The sequence below is a fragment of the Ruegeria sp. CDSC052 genome (genome assembly GCF_059610685.1).
This window is the reverse complement of sequence record NZ_JBXWOB010000011.1, coordinates 1-14,479: the sequence shown is the minus strand read 5'-3', so window position 1 is coordinate 14,479 and position 14,479 is coordinate 1. Positions and strand designations below refer to the sequence as shown.

20 protein-coding genes are annotated in these 14,479 nt (G+C 57.8%); 13 read left to right on the top strand and 7 right to left on the bottom strand.

Annotated elements, in window-relative coordinates; translation table 11 throughout:
- The first annotated feature begins 126 nt into the window (after positions 1–126).
- From AC2FIM_RS15695 to AC2FIM_RS15675, 5 genes are all read left to right on the top strand, one after another.
- Positions 127–1,371, top strand: coding sequence for an ABC transporter substrate-binding protein (locus AC2FIM_RS15695; protein ID WP_282022100.1), 1,245 nt, complete (start codon positions 127–129; stop codon positions 1,369–1,371).
- 57 nt (positions 1,372–1,428) lie between these two features.
- Positions 1,429–2,301 (top strand): carbohydrate ABC transporter permease, encoded by an 873-nt coding sequence (locus AC2FIM_RS15690; RefSeq protein ID WP_142638652.1) that lies wholly within the window; start codon positions 1,429–1,431, stop codon positions 2,299–2,301.
- Positions 2,294–3,193: a carbohydrate ABC transporter permease gene (locus AC2FIM_RS15685; RefSeq protein WP_496678407.1), complete on the top strand. Its 900-nt coding sequence runs from the start codon at positions 2,294–2,296 to the stop codon at positions 3,191–3,193. Before AC2FIM_RS15690 ends, AC2FIM_RS15685 begins: the two co-directional genes overlap by 8 nt.
- Before the next feature lie 4 nt (positions 3,194–3,197).
- Positions 3,198–4,295: an ABC transporter ATP-binding protein gene (locus tag AC2FIM_RS15680; RefSeq protein ID WP_496678405.1), complete on the top strand. Its 1,098-nt coding sequence runs from the start codon at positions 3,198–3,200 to the stop codon at positions 4,293–4,295.
- A gap of 92 nt (positions 4,296–4,387) precedes the next feature.
- Complete coding sequence (locus AC2FIM_RS15675; RefSeq protein ID WP_271952393.1) at positions 4,388–4,720, top strand: putative quinol monooxygenase; 333 nt, start codon at positions 4,388–4,390, stop codon at positions 4,718–4,720.
- A gap of 2 nt (positions 4,721–4,722) precedes the next feature.
- Here AC2FIM_RS15675 and AC2FIM_RS15670 read toward each other — a convergent pair whose 3' ends face one another.
- Positions 4,723–5,331, bottom strand: a complete 609-nt coding sequence (locus AC2FIM_RS15670; protein WP_271952395.1) for an MlaC/ttg2D family ABC transporter substrate-binding protein — start codon at positions 5,329–5,331, stop codon at positions 4,723–4,725.
- Positions 5,321–6,091 carry an MlaA family lipoprotein gene (locus tag AC2FIM_RS15665; protein WP_142638706.1) on the bottom strand — a complete coding sequence of 257 codons (771 nt, stop codon included), beginning with the start codon at positions 6,089–6,091 and terminating at the stop codon, positions 5,321–5,323. Before AC2FIM_RS15665 ends, AC2FIM_RS15670 begins: the two co-directional genes overlap by 11 nt.
- Before the next feature lie 345 nt (positions 6,092–6,436).
- Here AC2FIM_RS15665 and AC2FIM_RS15660 point away from each other — a divergent pair, with 345 nt between their 5' ends.
- Genes AC2FIM_RS15660 through AC2FIM_RS15645 form a run of 4 tightly spaced genes read left to right on the top strand, consistent with a single transcriptional unit; the run spans position 6,437 to position 9,179 of the window.
- Positions 6,437–6,892 (top strand): RidA family protein, encoded by a 456-nt coding sequence (locus AC2FIM_RS15660; RefSeq protein WP_142638661.1) that lies wholly within the window; start codon positions 6,437–6,439, stop codon positions 6,890–6,892.
- A complete protein-coding gene (locus AC2FIM_RS15655; RefSeq protein ID WP_142638663.1) occupies positions 6,889–7,656 on the top strand; it encodes a glycerophosphodiester phosphodiesterase family protein in 768 nt (255 codons plus the stop codon). Before AC2FIM_RS15660 ends, AC2FIM_RS15655 begins: the two co-directional genes overlap by 4 nt.
- Positions 7,657–7,701: 45 nt before the next feature.
- The gene (locus AC2FIM_RS15650) at positions 7,702–8,889 is read left to right on the top strand and encodes a GNAT family N-acetyltransferase (RefSeq protein ID WP_271952411.1); all 1,188 of its coding nucleotides are present in this window, start codon (positions 7,702–7,704) and stop codon (positions 8,887–8,889) included.
- The gene (locus AC2FIM_RS15645) at positions 8,886–9,179 is read left to right on the top strand and encodes a 4a-hydroxytetrahydrobiopterin dehydratase (RefSeq protein ID WP_142638667.1); all 294 of its coding nucleotides are present in this window, start codon (positions 8,886–8,888) and stop codon (positions 9,177–9,179) included. Before AC2FIM_RS15650 ends, AC2FIM_RS15645 begins: the two co-directional genes overlap by 4 nt.
- Here the strand turns inward: AC2FIM_RS15645 and AC2FIM_RS15640 are convergent.
- From AC2FIM_RS15640 to AC2FIM_RS15625, 4 genes are all read right to left on the bottom strand, one after another.
- Complete coding sequence (locus AC2FIM_RS15640) at positions 9,176–9,487, bottom strand: hypothetical protein (RefSeq protein ID WP_142638669.1); 312 nt, start codon at positions 9,485–9,487, stop codon at positions 9,176–9,178. The two genes, AC2FIM_RS15645 and AC2FIM_RS15640, sit on opposite strands and share 4 nt — an antisense overlap.
- 33 nt (positions 9,488–9,520) lie before the next feature.
- Complete coding sequence (locus AC2FIM_RS15635; protein WP_142638671.1) at positions 9,521–9,865, bottom strand: EF-hand domain-containing protein; 345 nt, start codon at positions 9,863–9,865, stop codon at positions 9,521–9,523.
- An 11-nt stretch (positions 9,866–9,876) separates the two neighbouring features.
- Positions 9,877–10,122 (bottom strand): glycine zipper 2TM domain-containing protein, encoded by a 246-nt coding sequence (locus tag AC2FIM_RS15630; protein WP_271952399.1) that lies wholly within the window; start codon positions 10,120–10,122, stop codon positions 9,877–9,879.
- Between the two features lie 102 nt (positions 10,123–10,224).
- A complete protein-coding gene (locus AC2FIM_RS15625) occupies positions 10,225–10,710 on the bottom strand; it encodes a peroxiredoxin (protein WP_142638675.1) in 486 nt (161 codons plus the stop codon).
- Between the two features lie 99 nt (positions 10,711–10,809).
- Between AC2FIM_RS15625 and AC2FIM_RS15620 the strand changes: the two genes are divergently transcribed.
- Genes AC2FIM_RS15620 through AC2FIM_RS15605 form a run of 4 tightly spaced genes read left to right on the top strand, consistent with a single transcriptional unit; the run spans position 10,810 to position 13,410 of the window.
- Positions 10,810–12,021: an NAD(P)/FAD-dependent oxidoreductase gene (locus AC2FIM_RS15620; protein WP_496708254.1), complete on the top strand. Its 1,212-nt coding sequence runs from the start codon at positions 10,810–10,812 to the stop codon at positions 12,019–12,021.
- Positions 12,018–12,578, top strand: coding sequence for a 16S rRNA (guanine(966)-N(2))-methyltransferase RsmD (gene rsmD / locus AC2FIM_RS15615; protein ID WP_496678391.1), 561 nt, complete (start codon positions 12,018–12,020; stop codon positions 12,576–12,578). The genes AC2FIM_RS15620 and rsmD overlap by 4 nt, the downstream gene beginning before the upstream one ends.
- Positions 12,559–13,206, top strand: coding sequence for an HAD family hydrolase (locus AC2FIM_RS15610; RefSeq protein WP_496678389.1), 648 nt, complete (start codon positions 12,559–12,561; stop codon positions 13,204–13,206). The genes rsmD and AC2FIM_RS15610 overlap by 20 nt, the downstream gene beginning before the upstream one ends.
- 24 nt (positions 13,207–13,230) lie before the next feature.
- On the top strand, positions 13,231–13,410 hold the full coding sequence (locus AC2FIM_RS15605) for a hypothetical protein (protein WP_496678387.1): 180 nt from the start codon (positions 13,231–13,233) through the stop codon (positions 13,408–13,410).
- Here AC2FIM_RS15605 and map read toward each other — a convergent pair.
- A complete protein-coding gene (gene map, locus AC2FIM_RS15600; protein ID WP_271952408.1) occupies positions 13,398–14,210 on the bottom strand; it encodes a type I methionyl aminopeptidase in 813 nt (270 codons plus the stop codon). The genes AC2FIM_RS15605 and map overlap by 13 nt on opposite strands.
- Positions 14,211–14,479: the final 269 nt, after the last annotated feature.

Here is a 14,479-nt window from a genome sequence, read left to right as displayed (position 1 = left end):
AAAGCGGTGAAAATTTGCGCCATTCCCGGGTATTGGCCCGGATTTAGCGTTGTCAGACTCAGATAGGGACACAGTATTGCGGCATTGCCATTTTGACTGGCACCGAATTCTCAGGGAGGAGAAAACATGAAACGATTTTCTTTTGCGACTGTGTCCGCATTGGCCGTCGCAGCCGGATCATCTGTGGTGGCCGAACCACAGGCGGAGGTCTTGCATTGGTGGACATCCGGTGGCGAGGCCAAATCGGTGGCCGTGCTTCAGGAAGAGTTTGCCTCGAACGGGGGCACATGGACCGATATGCCTGTCGCAGGCGGCGGCGGTGATGCAGCCATGACGGCGCTGCGGGCGCGGGTTCTGGCAGGCAACGCGCCGACAGCGGTTCAGCTGAAAGGCCCGGCGATTCAGGAATGGTATGAAGAGGGCGTTCTGGCCGATATCTCGAACGTGGCCGCCGCCGAAGGCTGGGCCGACGTTCTGCCCGCGTCGATCGCTGGTCACATGATGTGCGAAGGCACTTGGTGCGCGGCGCCTGTGAACGTTCACCGCATCGACTGGATCTGGGCCAATGCCGATGTGCTGGCTGCGAATGGCATCGAAATGCCCACCACATGGGATGAGTTCAACGCCGCTGCCGAGAAACTGCAGGCCGCCGGTGTGATCCCACTGGCCCATGGCGGTCAGGCCTGGCAGGACGCCACGGTTTTCGAAGCCGTTGCACTGGGTCTTGGCGGACCCGAGTTCTATCAGAAAGCCCTGGTCGATCTGGACCCCGAAGCACTGACCTCGGACATGATGATCCAGGTCTTTGACCAGATGCGCACCCTGCGTGGCTATGTGGACGAGAACTTCTCGGGCCGTGACTGGAACCTGGCCACCGCGATGGTGATGAACGGCGAAGCGGCCTTTCAGATCATGGGTGACTGGGCCAAGGGCGAATTCCTGGCAGCGGGCAAGAAGCCTGGTGAGGATTTCCTGTGCGCCTCGACCCCCGGCGATGGATATCTGTACAATGTCGACAGCTTTGCCATGTTCGAGGTTGAGGGCGACGACAATCGCGCCGGTCAGGAATTGCTGGCCAAGCTGATTGTTGCACCGAACTTTCAGGAAGTGTTCAACCTGAACAAGGGTTCGATCCCGGCCCGGACCGATGTGTCGCTGGATGCCTTTGACATCTGCGCGCAAATCTCGGCCGAAGACATGGGCTCGACCTCGGCAGGTGGTTCACTGCTGCCGTCTTATGCCCATGGCATGGCGCTGCGCGGGTCGCAGGCTGGTGCGATCACAGATGTTGTGACCGCGCATTTCAACTCGGATATGTCCTCGGCTGACGCGGTTCAGCAACTGGCGGACGCGGTGGCCAACAGCTACTGATCCAATACGCTCTGCCCCCCAAGGTGTGGGGCAGAGCATCTTTCCCCGGAGGAAAACATGTCCGAATGGCTGGAAAACCACCTGCCCAAGGTGGTGCTGGCACCGTCGTTCATCGCCGTATTGATCTTTGTCTACGGATTTATCGGATGGACCGCATGGGTGTCGCTGACCCGATCGAAACTGCTGCCGAAATACGAGATCCATGGCTTCATCCAGTATGAGCGCCTGTTCGACTCTCCGCGCTGGGATACGGCGATTGGCAACCTGTATATCTTTGGTACTCTGTTCATCGTGATCGCGATGCTGCTGGGCCTGCTGCTGGCCATCCTGCTGGATCAGAAAATCCGCGTCGAAGGAGCGATCCGAACAATCTATCTCTACCCCATGGCGCTGTCGATGATCGTCACGGGCACGGCGTGGAAGTGGATCCTGAACCCCGGTCTGGGGATTGAGTCCATGGTGCAGGGTTGGGGCTTTCCCAACTTCGAATTCGATTGGCTTGTGAATCCCGATTACGCGATCTACACCATCGTCATTGCCGCACTCTGGCAAAGCTCGGGCTTTGTGATGGCGTTGTTTCTGGCCGGTCTGCGCTCGGTCGATGGCGAGATCATCAAGGCCGCACAGGTCGATGGTATTCCAACATGGCGTATCTATACCGCGATCATCATCCCGTCGATGGCCCCGATTTTCCTGTCCGCTTTCATCGTGTTGGCGCATCTGGCAATCAAAAGCTTTGACCTTGTCATCGCCCTGACCGGAGGCGGTCCGGGCTATGCGACCGATCTGCCCGCCACCTACATGTATGCGATGGCCTTTTCGCGCGGCGATATCGGTCAGGCGGCGTCTTCTGCAATGATCATGATGCTGGTCGTCTTTGCCATCGTGGTTCCTTATCTCTACTCAGAATTGAGGGCTAAAAATGACTGATCTGTCGATGCCCCACACCCAAACCCCCAGCCAAAGTAACATGAGCAAAATCGCCCTGCGCTGGCTGCTTTACGTGGTGCTGTGTCTGTTCGCGCTGTATTACCTGATGCCATTATTTGTGATGTTGACGACATCGCTCAAAAGTCTTGAGGAAATCCGTACCGGTAGTCTGATATCGTTACCGCGTGAGGTGAGTTTCGAGGCCTGGAAAACCGCTTGGTCGGGCGCCTGCACGGGTATCCAATGCGAAGGTCTGCGGCCTTACTTCTGGAACTCGGTCCTGATTGCGGTGCCTGCGGTGGCTATCTCGACCCTGCTGGGCGCTCTGAATGGTTACGTTGTCGCGCAGTGGCGGTTCAAAGGGGCTAACATCATCTTCTCGCTGATGCTGTTTGGTTGCTTCATTCCGTTTCAGGTCGTCCTGCTGCCGATGGCGCGCCTTCTGGGCATGATGGGTATTGCCGGAACCATTCCGGGTCTGATTTTTGTCCACGTAATCTATGGTCTTGGCTTCACAACGCTGTTTTTCCGCAACTATTATGTCTCTATCCCGGCCGAGCTGACCAAGGCCGCTCGCGTCGATGGGGCCGGGTTCCTGCGGATTTTCTGGTCGATCTTCCTGCCACTGTCACTGCCGATCATCGTGGTAACCGTGATCTGGCAATTCACGCAGATCTGGAATGATTTCTTGTTCGGCGTGTCGTTCAGCCAGGCGGGCACACAGCCTGTGACTGTGGCGCTTAACAACATCGTAAACTCCACCACCGGTGTCAAAGAATACAATGTCGACATGGCCGCCGCGATCATCGCGGGTCTGCCGACGCTGCTCGTCTATGTCGTTGCCGGTAAGTATTTCATCCGCGGCCTGACCGCTGGCTCTGTGAAGGGATAGAATGATGGCTCCCATCCTTGATATCAACAAGCTGTACAAGAACTACGGCGCAACCGAGATCCTGAAGGATATCAACATCTCGATCGAACCGGGCGACTTTCTGGTGCTGGTTGGCCCCTCGGGTTGTGGCAAATCCACCTTGCTGAACTGTATTGCCGGGCTTGAACCGATCACCGGCGGCACGCTGGCCATTGGCGGCAAGGACATGACCCATGTCAGCCCCAAGGATCGCGACATTGCCATGGTGTTCCAGTCCTATGCTCTGTACCCGACCATGTCGGTGGCCAAGAACATCACTTTTGGCATGAAGGTGCGCGGGGTTGATCAGCCCACGCAGGACGCTAAGCTAAAGGATGTGGCCGCGCTGCTGCAAATCGAACCGCTGCTGAACCGCCGTCCTAGTCAGCTGTCCGGTGGTCAACGTCAGCGGGTGGCGATGGGACGGGCGCTGGTGCGCGACCCCAAACTGTTCCTTTTTGACGAGCCGCTGTCGAATCTCGACGCCAAGCTGCGGGTCGAGATGCGGACAGAAATCAAGAAGCTGCACCAGACGCTGGATGCCTCTATCGTTTATGTGACCCACGACCAGATCGAGGCAATGACGCTGGCCACCAAGATTGTGGTTCTGAAAGGCGGGATCGTGCAGCAGATCGGCAGCCCGGCCGAGATCTATAACAACCCTGCCAACCTGTTCGTGGCTGATTTCATGGGCTCACCTGCGATGAACCTGATCCCTGCAAAGGCAACCAAGAACGGCACAGGCACCGAAATTGCCATCGAGCGGTCATCGGGTGAAACGCTAGTCCTGAAGGATGCCCGTGATCTGTCACTGCCGCAGGATGTCATTCTGGGCCTGCGCCCAGAGGATATCGCCGAGGCCGGGTTCCGCGCCGGAGACGGTGTACAGGAAGCGGTTTGCATGGTCGACATGGTCGAACCTGCCGGAGCTGACACCTATGTTGTGTCCGAACTGGGCGGCAAACAGGTCACTGCGCGCCTGCACGCGGAAACCAGCGCCCAGGCCGGACAAGAGCTGAACCTGGCCTTTGACATGAGCAAAGTGTCCTATTTTGCCAAGGAAACCGGCGAGCGGTTGAACTAGCGCACTGCGCAGGACTTGTTCTTGCTAAACTCGGGCAATTTCGCCAAGTACTGACGCCATGTCAGGCCAACGAGATTGCCCGGGGTATTTCGATGATACTGGAAATTCGACATTACACACTAAAACCGGGCCGCCGAGAAGCGTTCATAGAATTCTTTGAGAAACACAATCGCGCTGCGTTGCGGGATGCAGGAATGCTTGTGTTTGGGCCGCTCAGAGATCTGGAAAATCCTGACAAAGTGCATTGGATGCGCGCGTTCTCTTCGTTGGAAGAACGCGACAGGATAAAGGACAGCTTCTATGGCGAGGCGGTCTGGAATGACCAGATCGAACCCATTGCAATGCCAATGATCGCACACTATGAGGCCGAACTGGTCGAAACTACGAGCGGATTTGAAAGTTTTGACTGCAGCAAATCGCTGTGAATTCACCCGGTTCGCTTCATATCCTTGATCAGACGGTTCAGATCACCGCCGCGCGCGTCCAGCATGGCGCCAATCTCGGTACGTTCGGTCAGCAGCATGTTCACGCCTTCGATAAACATGTTGAAGAATTTGTCGCGGCCGGATTTGTCGGACACCAGGAAGGTCACCTCAAAGGGCGAGGAGCCTTGCAGCTTGACCGAGGTACGCACCTCGTATCCGGCTTTGATCTTGCGCGCATTTCGAACGGTCACCTCGCCGCCAATGAACTCGCGAAAGCGACGTCCGTATTTGTTCGAGATATAGCCCTGAAACGCGTCGGTGAACTGCTTTATCTGTGACGCACTGGCCGAGCGGCCATCGGCCCCCAGCACATAGCGGGCCATGATCGGAACGTCAGCATATTGCACGAAGATCTTTTCAAAATCGCGGATCATGCTCTTTTCGGATTTTCCCGAACTGATGACGCGGTTGATGTCATCCACAACGCTAACGACCAACGCTTTTGCACTGGCCTCTGTCTGGGCAAAGCCTGGCAAGGGGAGGGTGGCTAGCGCCAGGCCGGCGATGCCAGATGCAATAAACTCTCTTCTCTTCAAATAATTACTCGGCATATGGATCCTCGTAGGGGTCAAGGTAGGGGTCTCTGACAGGGTCGGTCCCGATATCTGCATAGGGATCGTCATACAATCCCAGATAGGCGTCCTCATCATCGCGTGCCAGTTCGAAACGTCGATTTTGCAGGTAAATTGTTTGTGCCTGCTTATAGCTGTCAGCACTTTCATAGAGGATGGAATCGACTGTGTCCGAGAACCGTCCACGGTCGCCCATCCGCCTTACGATTTCGGCGTAGACGCCGATATTCTCAACCGGGCGCACCGGTGTGAAGTTGATCGGGTTCGAAAACAGGTTGACGACGACGCCGACCGCATCCCTGGATGTTGAGGGGCCATAGAAGGGCAATTCCACATAGGCGCCTTCGCCAAAACCCCAGACGTGCAGGGTTTCACCGAAATCGGTATCCACGGGCGGCAGGTTCAATTCGCTGGCCGGGTCAGACAGACCCGCGCCACCAACGGTCGTATTGATGAGGAACCGCAGCAGGGCATTGCCCGACTGCTTCAGATTGCCCTGCAGCAGATAATCCAGAGCCTGACCCGGCATAGTCAGGTTTTCGGCAAAATGGTTGAAACTGGTCACCATCGGATCGGGCACGATCTTCACATAGCCCTTCGAGGCCGGACGGAACAGGAACCGGTCGACGCCCAGATTGAACTTGTGAATGCCGCGGTTTGTATTCTCGTAGGGATCGAAAGTATCGCCGCGCGCGGCCTGATCGGCGGGTTGGGACGCACAAGCGCCAAGAACGGTCATCAGGGTCACGACAATCAGGGGCTTGAATCTGATCTTGCTCAACACGGTATTTCAACTCCAAACGCGCCAGCCGTTTTGTGAGTGGGGCTGGACGCTCAATCAATAATGCCTGCGGCCATTTTGCGGCTCAATCTGTCGTCACATAAAGGTTTTGGGCCCATTTTGAAACAGTTCGCGTTTAACCCGGCCGACTGCATCAGGTAAAGTGACACAAGTTCAACACCTCGGGATAAGAGAAGTTACGCTTAATACGCCACTGACCGCAGTTTTACTGGTTTCACACTTTTCCAGCCGAACGATCCCGGATAGCGTCCGGCCGAGTCTATATCAGGTGAGGATCAACCGATGAGTATCGCAGCAAAACTGGAAAGCCTGGGAATCAGTCTGCCGGACGGGCCGGCGCCCGCCGCCAACTATGTGCCTTTCGTGCGGGTCGGCAATATCGTCTACGTTTCAGGACAGATTTCCAAGGATGCGGAACTGATCACCGGCAAGCTGGGTGATAACATGGATGTTGCAGCGGGTGCTGCGGCTGCCAAGGTCTGCGCGATCAATCTTCTGGCGCAGGTCAAGGCTGCTTGCGGTGGCGATATAGAAAAGCTGGTGCGTGTGATCAAACTGACAGGGTTCGTGAATTCAACCGCCGATTTCACCGACCAGCCGCAGGTGATCAATGGTGCGTCGGACTTTCTGGTCGAGGCGCTGGGCGAGGCTGGTCGCCATTCGCGCTCGGCCGTGAGTGCAGCGTCGTTGCCGTTGGGCGTCGCGGTTGAGATCGAAGGCATCTTCGAGATCGCATGACCCCGGTACTGCCCGCTACGTTCCTACAGGCCCCGATCACGCATCGGGCCCTGCACGACAAATTGGACAACCGCCCGGAAAACAGCCGGGCGGCGGTTCGTGCCGCTGTTAAGGCCGGTTACGGGATTGAGATTGATCTGCAGTTGAGCGCCGACAACCGGGCTTTGGTCTTTCACGACTATGACCTGGGGCGACTGACCGGGCGACCGGGCCCAGTTCGGCAGATTTCGGCGCAGGTAGCGTCCGAGACACAGCTGTTGCACGCTGATGACGGTATTCCGACACTGGATGATGTGCTGGAAATCGTGGCGGGCAAGGTGCCCCTGCTGATCGAGCTTAAGGATCAGGACGGTGTGATGGGCCCGAATGTGGGCCCGCTCGAGCGCGATACTGTACGAGCCCTTGAGGGTTATGAAGGTCCGGTGGCGCTGATGTCGTTCAACCCCAATTCGGTGGCTGAACTGGCGCGGTTGGCGCCGCATTTGCCCAGGGGGATCACGACCTGTTCGTATCAGCCCAAAGTCGAACTTTTGCCTGCGGCGGTGTGCGATTACCTGCGGGACATCCCGGATTTCGCAAGGGTCGGGGCCAGTTTCATCAGCCACGAAGCCGAAGACTTGTCCCGCCCAAGGGTCGCCGAGCTGAAGGCGCAGGGTGTTCCGGTCCTGTGCTGGACCGTTCGCTCGGCTGCGCAAGAGGCCGAGGCCCGCAAGATTGCCGATAATGTGACTTTCGAAGGGTACTTAGCCGCGCATCCGGGTTGAACCGCGCCCCTTCCGTCACAGATAGAGATGAAACGCAGAGGGCACATGGATCAGGCACAAATCGAGGTTCGGGTACTTGGATCGCTCTCGCAGATTACTTCGGCAGAGTGGGACAGCTGTGCCTGCCCCGAGGCTGCGGATTGGGGCCGTCCGCTTGATCCCTTTACCACTCATCGCTTTCTTTTGGCTTTGGAGGAAAGCGGGTCGGTCGGGCCGGGTACCGGCTGGCAGCCGCAATACCTGACGGTTTATCTGGATGGAATGTTGATCGGGGCCGCCCCGATGTATGCCAAATCGCATAGTCAGGGCGAATATATCTTCGACCACAACTGGGCGCATGCCTATGAAAACGCCGGCGGGCGGTATTATCCCAAACTGCAGATTGCCGTGCCGTTCACCCCGGCCACCGGGCGCCGCTTTCTGCTGCGGCCGGGATATCAGGCGGTGGGCATGTCCGCCTTGGTGCAGGGGGCGGTGCAGCTGGCGGCGGACAATCAGGTTTCCTCTGTCCACGCGACCTTTTGCACCGAAGATCAGGCGCTGGCTGGCGCGCAGATGGGCCTGATGCTGCGCCATTCCCAGCAATTTCACTGGCTGAACGACGGGTATGCGGATTTCGATGGATTTCTGGCCGCTTTATCCTCGCGCAAACGCAAGAACATTCGCAAGGAACGCGCGCAGGCCTGCGCCTTTGGCGGCGAAATCCGCGCGTTGACGGGTGATGACCTGCGCCCTGAACATTGGGACGCGTTCTGGGAGTTCTATCAGGATACTGGCGCTCGGAAATGGGGCGTGCCCTATCTGACGCGGCAATTCTTTGATATCGCTCAGGAAACCATGGCGGATGACATGGCATTGGTTCTGGCCGAGCGCGGCGGGTATCCGATTGCGGGGGCGCTGAACTTTATCGGGCGCGAAACGCTTTATGGCCGTTACTGGGGCTGCGTCGAACATCATGCCTGCCTGCATTTCGAACTGTGCTATTATAGGGCAATCGACTTTGCCATTGCGCAAGGCCTGGCCCGGGTCGAGGCAGGGGCGCAGGGCGAACACAAGCTGGCGCGCGGCTATCTTCCCACGCGCACGCACAGCCTGCACTGGGTCAATGACCCCAGCTTTGCCGATGCGATCAAAAAATATCTGGACGCCGAGGCCCAAGCAGTGGGAGAAGAAATCGAGATTCTGACTGATTATGGCCCGTTCAGAAAGTCGAACCCGGAGGAACACCAATGACTGAACTTCTGTCGACCGAGACCCGTGGCCCCTTGCTGGACCCGCTGTTCAAAAGCGGCTGGACCATGGTCAAGGACCGGGATGCGATCACCAAGACCTTTATGTTCGAGGACTTCGTCCACGCCTTTGGTTGGATGACCCAAGTGTCTATGTTTGCCGAGAAATGGAACCATCATCCCGAATGGTTCAATGTCTACCGCACGGTCGAGGTGACGCTGTCCACCCATGATGTCGGCGGGCTTTCGGCGCTTGACGCCAAACTGGCCCGCAAGATGGACAGCCTGGTCTAACCGCTGTCACCGCGTGATCCGACACCACCGGCAAGGCTGGCAACCTGACCCAGCCGCCTGAACTCGGCTGGGGTGACCAGGTTGTCACTAACGTCGATTTCGGCAGGTATCCGGGTAGTTCTGTTGCCGATCATGCGCACGGACCGTGCTGCGGGGTTGATGTCGAGACAACGCCGGTCATAGCAGGTCAGGCCAGTGGCGCTGATCTCAATCCTCGATTGGCCATCAGGGCCGGTCACAACAGGGGCCTGCGGCACATCACATGCCGCAAGCAACCCCAGCGCAAAAAGAGCGCTCCATTTGGTCATTGCATACTCCTGTCTGGCCCAAGGCCGCAGAGCCTAGTCCAGTTGACCGTTGCTGTTCTGATCAGCAGAAATAAAATCTTCGGTCATATGCTGATCGTATTCCGTTCTTGAAATATTACTATCCCGGTCCCGGTCAACCTTTTGGAATTGCTTTATATCCAGAAACGGCTTGGCTTCATCCAGGCCCAATGTGCCGTTCTTGTCCTCATCCATCGTCTGGAACGCATAGTCGGAAAAGGCGTCGAACTCATCTTTCGACAGGAAGCCGTCATTATTGGTGTCGATGGCCTTAAGCTCATTCTCATGCAGCTCCGCCACGGTTTCGGCCGTTGCGGCACCCGCCAGGGACAACATCGACAGGACGATTGCGGTTTTCATCTTCATCCCTCTCAACATGCGAACCTCTGACCTTCAACGCCGCCGACCGCAGCACCCGCTGCCGTCAGGATGGTTTTCCCGGAACCGCCGCCAAACTGATTGCCGATGACACCGCCCAGCAAGGCACCACCCACTGTGCCGCTCAGGCAGGCGATCTCATGCTGTCGTGCGGCCTGTTGCTGCGGGGTAGGGGCCGGTCCACAAGCGCCAAGTGCGCCGGTCAGACCTAAAAGAAAGGTAAATGTCTTTAGGTTCATAAACAAACTCCCTGATGAATATGTACCAAGTATTCGCCCATCATGAGAGTGCCGCAAGTTAAATTGCGAAAATGGCCCCAGCAGCACTGGGGCCAGATCAGGTCAGATAACCTCTAACAGCCCTTCACCTGCGGAAATCTCGCAGACGCCGGGATTTTCCTCCAGGTTCATGGCGACCACTTTGCCGTCTTCGACCAGCATCGCATAGCGCTTGGACCTGCCGATCAGACCAACGGGCGGGGCGTCGAAATCCATCCCGATGGCTTTGGTGAATTCAGACGCCGCATCGGCCAACATGGTTAGGCCAGTCGCAGTTGCGCCGGTGGACTCGCCCCAGGCGCTCATGACAAAGGGGTCGTTGACCGAGATGCAGATGATTTCTTCCACGCCTTTTGCATCGAACTGGTCTTTGGTACGCATAAAGCTTGGAACATGCGCCGTTGTGCACGTGCCGGTATAGGCGCCGGGCACGGCGAAAATGACAACCTTGCGCCCTTTGGTCTTGTCCGAAACGCGGACCTCTTCAGGGCCATTTGCCCCCATTTGGGTCAATGTGGCGTCGGGCAGAGTGTCACCTGTTGAAATCATTTTTTCGCTCCTGTCATTTGGATTTGCAGAGTCGGGCCTAGCCGCAATATAGGTGAGCTAACAAAAGTGACCACGGGAATTCGACAGGGTGAGGGGAATATGAGCCATATTGTCGTGATTGGCGCCGGCCAGGCAGGTGCTTCGCTTGTCGCCCGGCTGCGCAAAGATGGGTTCGACGGCGAGATTACTCTGATCGGCGCGGAGCCGCATTTGCCCTATCAGAGACCACCTTTGTCCAAGGCCTATCTTCTGGGTGAGATGGGGCTAGAGCGCCTGTTCCTGCGCCCCGAAATCTTCTATACCGATAACAATATCACCCTGCGCCTTGGTCAGCGCGTGACCGACATCGACCCGCAGGCCAAGACAGTAGCGCTGGGTGATCAGGTTGTTGCCTATGATGAGCTGGCCCTGACCACCGGATCAGACCCGCGCCGCCTTCCCGCTGCTATTGGCGGCGATCTGGACGGCGTGCATGTGGTGCGCGATCTGGCCCATGTGGACGAAATGGAACCCTTCGTCTCTGAAGGTGCGCGCGCTTTGATCGTGGGTGGGGGATACATCGGGCTTGAGGCCGCAGCCGTTTGCGCCAAGCGCGGGGTCAAGGTGACCCTGGTCGAAATGGCCGACCGCATTTTGCAACGGGTCGCCGCCCCCGAAACCAGTGACTATTTCCGAGCACTGCATTCCGAATATGGCGCCGATATCCGCGAAGGCGTCGGGTTGGACCGACTGCTGGGTGAAAACGGCAAGGTCACTGGCGCGGTGCTGACCGATGGAACAGAACTGGCGGTCGATTTCGTTGTTGTCGGCGTTGGCATCGCTCCTGCAACCCAACTGGCCGAGATGGCCGGGCTTGAGCTGGACAATGGCATCAAGACAGATGCGCATGGGCGCACCTCTGATCCGTCGATCTGGGCGGCGGGCGATTGCGCCTCATTCCCGCATGCTGGCGGGCGTATCCGTCTGGAAAGCGTGCCAAACGCGATTGATCAGGCCGAGATTGTTGCCCAGAACATGTTGGGCGCGGCAAAGGATTATACTGCGATTCCGTGGTTCTGGTCGGATCAGTATGACGTCAAACTGCAGATCGCGGGCCTGAACACCGGGTATGACCGGGTGGTGACCCGCAATGGTGACGGGCAGACCGTGTCCTTCTGGTACTATAAGGGCGATCAGCTGATCGCGGTCGACGCGATGAACGATCCGCGTGCCTATATGGTTGGTAAGCGTCTGATTGAAAGCGGAAAAACAGCTGATCCTGCTATTGTGGCCGACCCGGATGCGGACCTGAAACCGCTGCTCAGAGCGTGAGGATCATCGCCGGAGCCTTCCGAGGTCGGGCTTTGGCCTCGGTCGGCAAGGGGGACGCCGGCGCGCATCTGCGCCCGACCACAGACCGGGTACGCGAAAGCCTGTTCAACGTACTGGCCCATCAGATTGATTTTGACGGGCTGCGCGTGTTGGACCTGTTCGCAGGCACCGGTGCGCTGGGGCTTGAGGCCTTGTCGCGCGGTGCGGCACATGTGAGCTTTGTCGATGATGGCCGCGTGTCACAGGGCCTGATCCGCAAGAATATCGACCTGACCCGCAGCTCTGACTGTACCGAGCTGATCCGTCGCGACGCAACGCGGCTGGCGGCCAATCCCGACGCGCCTTATGACCTGATCTTCCTGGACCCGCCCTATGGCAAATCCCTTGGGCAAAAGGCGATTGCGGCTCTTTCTGACGGCTGGTTCGCACAAGGCGCCCTTGTCGTCTGGGAGGAAAACGCGCCCATGCAGCCGCCCGACGGGTTCGTGTTGCATAACAGCCGCAAATATGGCGACACGCATATCACCCTGATGTGGAATGGCGATCCGGATGCATGATCTGGTGATCTTTGATTGCGACGGAGTCCTGGTCGACAGTGAGCCGCTGTCCAATCAGGTACTGGTCGACAATCTTGCCCGTTATGGCCTGAACCTGACAATCGAAGACAGTATGAAGCTGTTCGTTGGGGGCACCATGACCGGGGTGCGGGACAAAGCCCGGGCGCTGGGCGCGGAGCTGCCCACAGGCTGGGTTGATGAGGTCTATGCGGAAACCTATGACCGGCTCCGACTTGGCGTGCAGCTGATGCCCGGCGTGGCGGACCTGCTGGCGGTTCTCGAGGCAAACGGGCTGCCCTTCTGTGTCGCCTCGAACGGCAGCCCGGACAAGATGCAGATCACTTTGGGTCAGAACGGGTTATGGGATCGGTTTCGCGATGTCGCCTTTTCGGCCCATGTCCTGAGAACGGCCAAGCCGGACCCGACATTGTTTCTGACTGCGGCTGAACGCTTCAACGCGTCAAACCCTCTGGTGATCGAGGACAGCCTCAGCGGCGTGACCGCAGCAAGCAGGGCACATATGCGCTGTTTGGCCTATGCACCGCATGGTGGCGGTAAAAAACTGGCCGCTGCGGGGGGCGAAGTCTTCTCTGACATGGCGCAGGTTCCGGCGCTTTTGGGGATTTGACCCGGTCATGTTACCCTGCGGGGCATGGACCGTGCACTGACCCCGTCGAATTGGTCACTTCCGCAAGAGGCTGACACCGCAACCGATCCCCAGCGCACGCCTCTGCGCGCGCCGGTTTTCATCCATGATGCGGTCACGCCATGGGGGCAGGAAACCCTGCTGCTAAAGCTGCTACGGGATCAGGCGGCGGATCAGGAAGAATAGGTCGGGTGGTACTTGCCGCCTGGCGACAGGGTAAAGATCTCGACCCCATCTGCCGTTACACCGACCGAGTGCTCAAACTGTGCCGACAGTGACTTGTCGCGCGTCACGGCGGTCCAGTCATCGGCCAACGTCTTGGTCTCGGGGCGGCCCAGATTGACCATCGGCTCGATGGTAAAGAACATGCCCTCTTCCAGAACCGCACCAGTGCCCGGACGGCCATAGTGCAGAACGTTTGGCGGTGCATGGAAGACCCGGCCCAGCCCGTGGCCGCAAAAATCGCGGACTACGCTCATCCGGTGTGCCTCGACAAATGATTGAATCGCGTGGCCGATATCGCCGAACGTGTTGCCGGGTTTGACCATCTCGATGCCCTTGAACAGGGCATCATGAGTGATCTGGATCAACCGTTCGGCTTTGCGCGGCAGCTTTCCCGCTACATACATGCGCGAGGTATCCCCGAACCAGCCGTCGACAATAACGGTCACGTCGATATTCAGGATATCGCCATCCTTCAGCTTTTTGTCGCCGGGAATGCCGTGGCAGACCACATGATTGACGCTGATACAGCTGGCATGCTGATAGCCCTTATATCCAATCGTGGCCGAAGTTGCGCCCGCATCCTCGACCATCTGCGTGATGAGCCCGTCAATCGCGCCAGTGGTCTGGCCGACGAACACATGATCGGCAATATCATCCAATATCCGCGCAGCCAAAGCCCCTGCCGCCTGCATGCCGGCAAAGTCACCCTGTTCATAGATACGGATACCGTCCTTGGTCAGACGGCCACGATGTTCTTTCATCGATGCGAGGCTCCAAATATTTCGCGCAGCACCCTTTTTACGCTGCTTGTGCAGAAAGTACCAGAGGGCGCACGGTCGCGGGTTAAGATGGGGATCAATGCCGTGGCTTCAAGGATTGGTCGGATTGCCTTTGTTGGGCGCGTGCTTTTTCTGAGCACATTGCCCAGTCGGAGGGGTGCGCTAATGTCGGCTTAGGGTCAGGACCCATTGATTTCCGTTTTGCGGCGTGATTCACGGTTCAAAAACGAGCGGTGAACATGTCTGATCTC

Excerpts from the sequence above, each read along its gene's own strand:
- AC2FIM_RS15605 (WP_496678387.1), top strand. The coding sequence starts at position 13,231 with ATGGACCGTGCACTGACCCCGTCGAATTGGTCACTTCCGCAAGAGGCT.
- AC2FIM_RS15680 (WP_496678405.1), top strand. The coding sequence starts at position 3,198 with ATGGCTCCCATCCTTGATATCAACAAGCTGTACAAGAACTACGGCGCA.
- AC2FIM_RS15645 (WP_142638667.1), top strand. The coding sequence starts at position 8,886 with ATGACTGAACTTCTGTCGACCGAGACCCGTGGCCCCTTGCTGGACCCG.
- AC2FIM_RS15640 (WP_142638669.1), bottom strand. The coding sequence starts at position 9,487 with ATGACCAAATGGAGCGCTCTTTTTGCGCTGGGGTTGCTTGCGGCATGT.
- AC2FIM_RS15610 (WP_496678389.1), top strand. The coding sequence starts at position 12,559 with ATGGCGATCCGGATGCATGATCTGGTGATCTTTGATTGCGACGGAGTC.
- AC2FIM_RS15690 (WP_142638652.1), top strand. The coding sequence starts at position 1,429 with ATGTCCGAATGGCTGGAAAACCACCTGCCCAAGGTGGTGCTGGCACCG.
- AC2FIM_RS15660 (WP_142638661.1), top strand. The coding sequence starts at position 6,437 with ATGAGTATCGCAGCAAAACTGGAAAGCCTGGGAATCAGTCTGCCGGAC.
- AC2FIM_RS15635 (WP_142638671.1), bottom strand. The coding sequence starts at position 9,865 with ATGAAAACCGCAATCGTCCTGTCGATGTTGTCCCTGGCGGGTGCCGCA.
- AC2FIM_RS15675 (WP_271952393.1), top strand. The coding sequence starts at position 4,388 with ATGATACTGGAAATTCGACATTACACACTAAAACCGGGCCGCCGAGAA.
- AC2FIM_RS15665 (WP_142638706.1), bottom strand. The coding sequence starts at position 6,091 with ATGACCGTTCTTGGCGCTTGTGCGTCCCAACCCGCCGATCAGGCCGCG.
- AC2FIM_RS15650 (WP_271952411.1), top strand. The coding sequence starts at position 7,702 with ATGGATCAGGCACAAATCGAGGTTCGGGTACTTGGATCGCTCTCGCAG.
- AC2FIM_RS15655 (WP_142638663.1), top strand. The coding sequence starts at position 6,889 with ATGACCCCGGTACTGCCCGCTACGTTCCTACAGGCCCCGATCACGCAT.
- AC2FIM_RS15620 (WP_496708254.1), top strand. The coding sequence starts at position 10,810 with ATGAGCCATATTGTCGTGATTGGCGCCGGCCAGGCAGGTGCTTCGCTT.
- AC2FIM_RS15630 (WP_271952399.1), bottom strand. The coding sequence starts at position 10,122 with ATGAACCTAAAGACATTTACCTTTCTTTTAGGTCTGACCGGCGCACTT.
- map (WP_271952408.1), bottom strand. The coding sequence starts at position 14,210 with ATGAAAGAACATCGTGGCCGTCTGACCAAGGACGGTATCCGTATCTAT.
- AC2FIM_RS15685 (WP_496678407.1), top strand. The coding sequence starts at position 2,294 with ATGACTGATCTGTCGATGCCCCACACCCAAACCCCCAGCCAAAGTAAC.
- AC2FIM_RS15625 (WP_142638675.1), bottom strand. The coding sequence starts at position 10,710 with ATGATTTCAACAGGTGACACTCTGCCCGACGCCACATTGACCCAAATG.
- AC2FIM_RS15670 (WP_271952395.1), bottom strand. The coding sequence starts at position 5,331 with ATGCCGAGTAATTATTTGAAGAGAAGAGAGTTTATTGCATCTGGCATC.
- AC2FIM_RS15695 (WP_282022100.1), top strand. The coding sequence starts at position 127 with ATGAAACGATTTTCTTTTGCGACTGTGTCCGCATTGGCCGTCGCAGCC.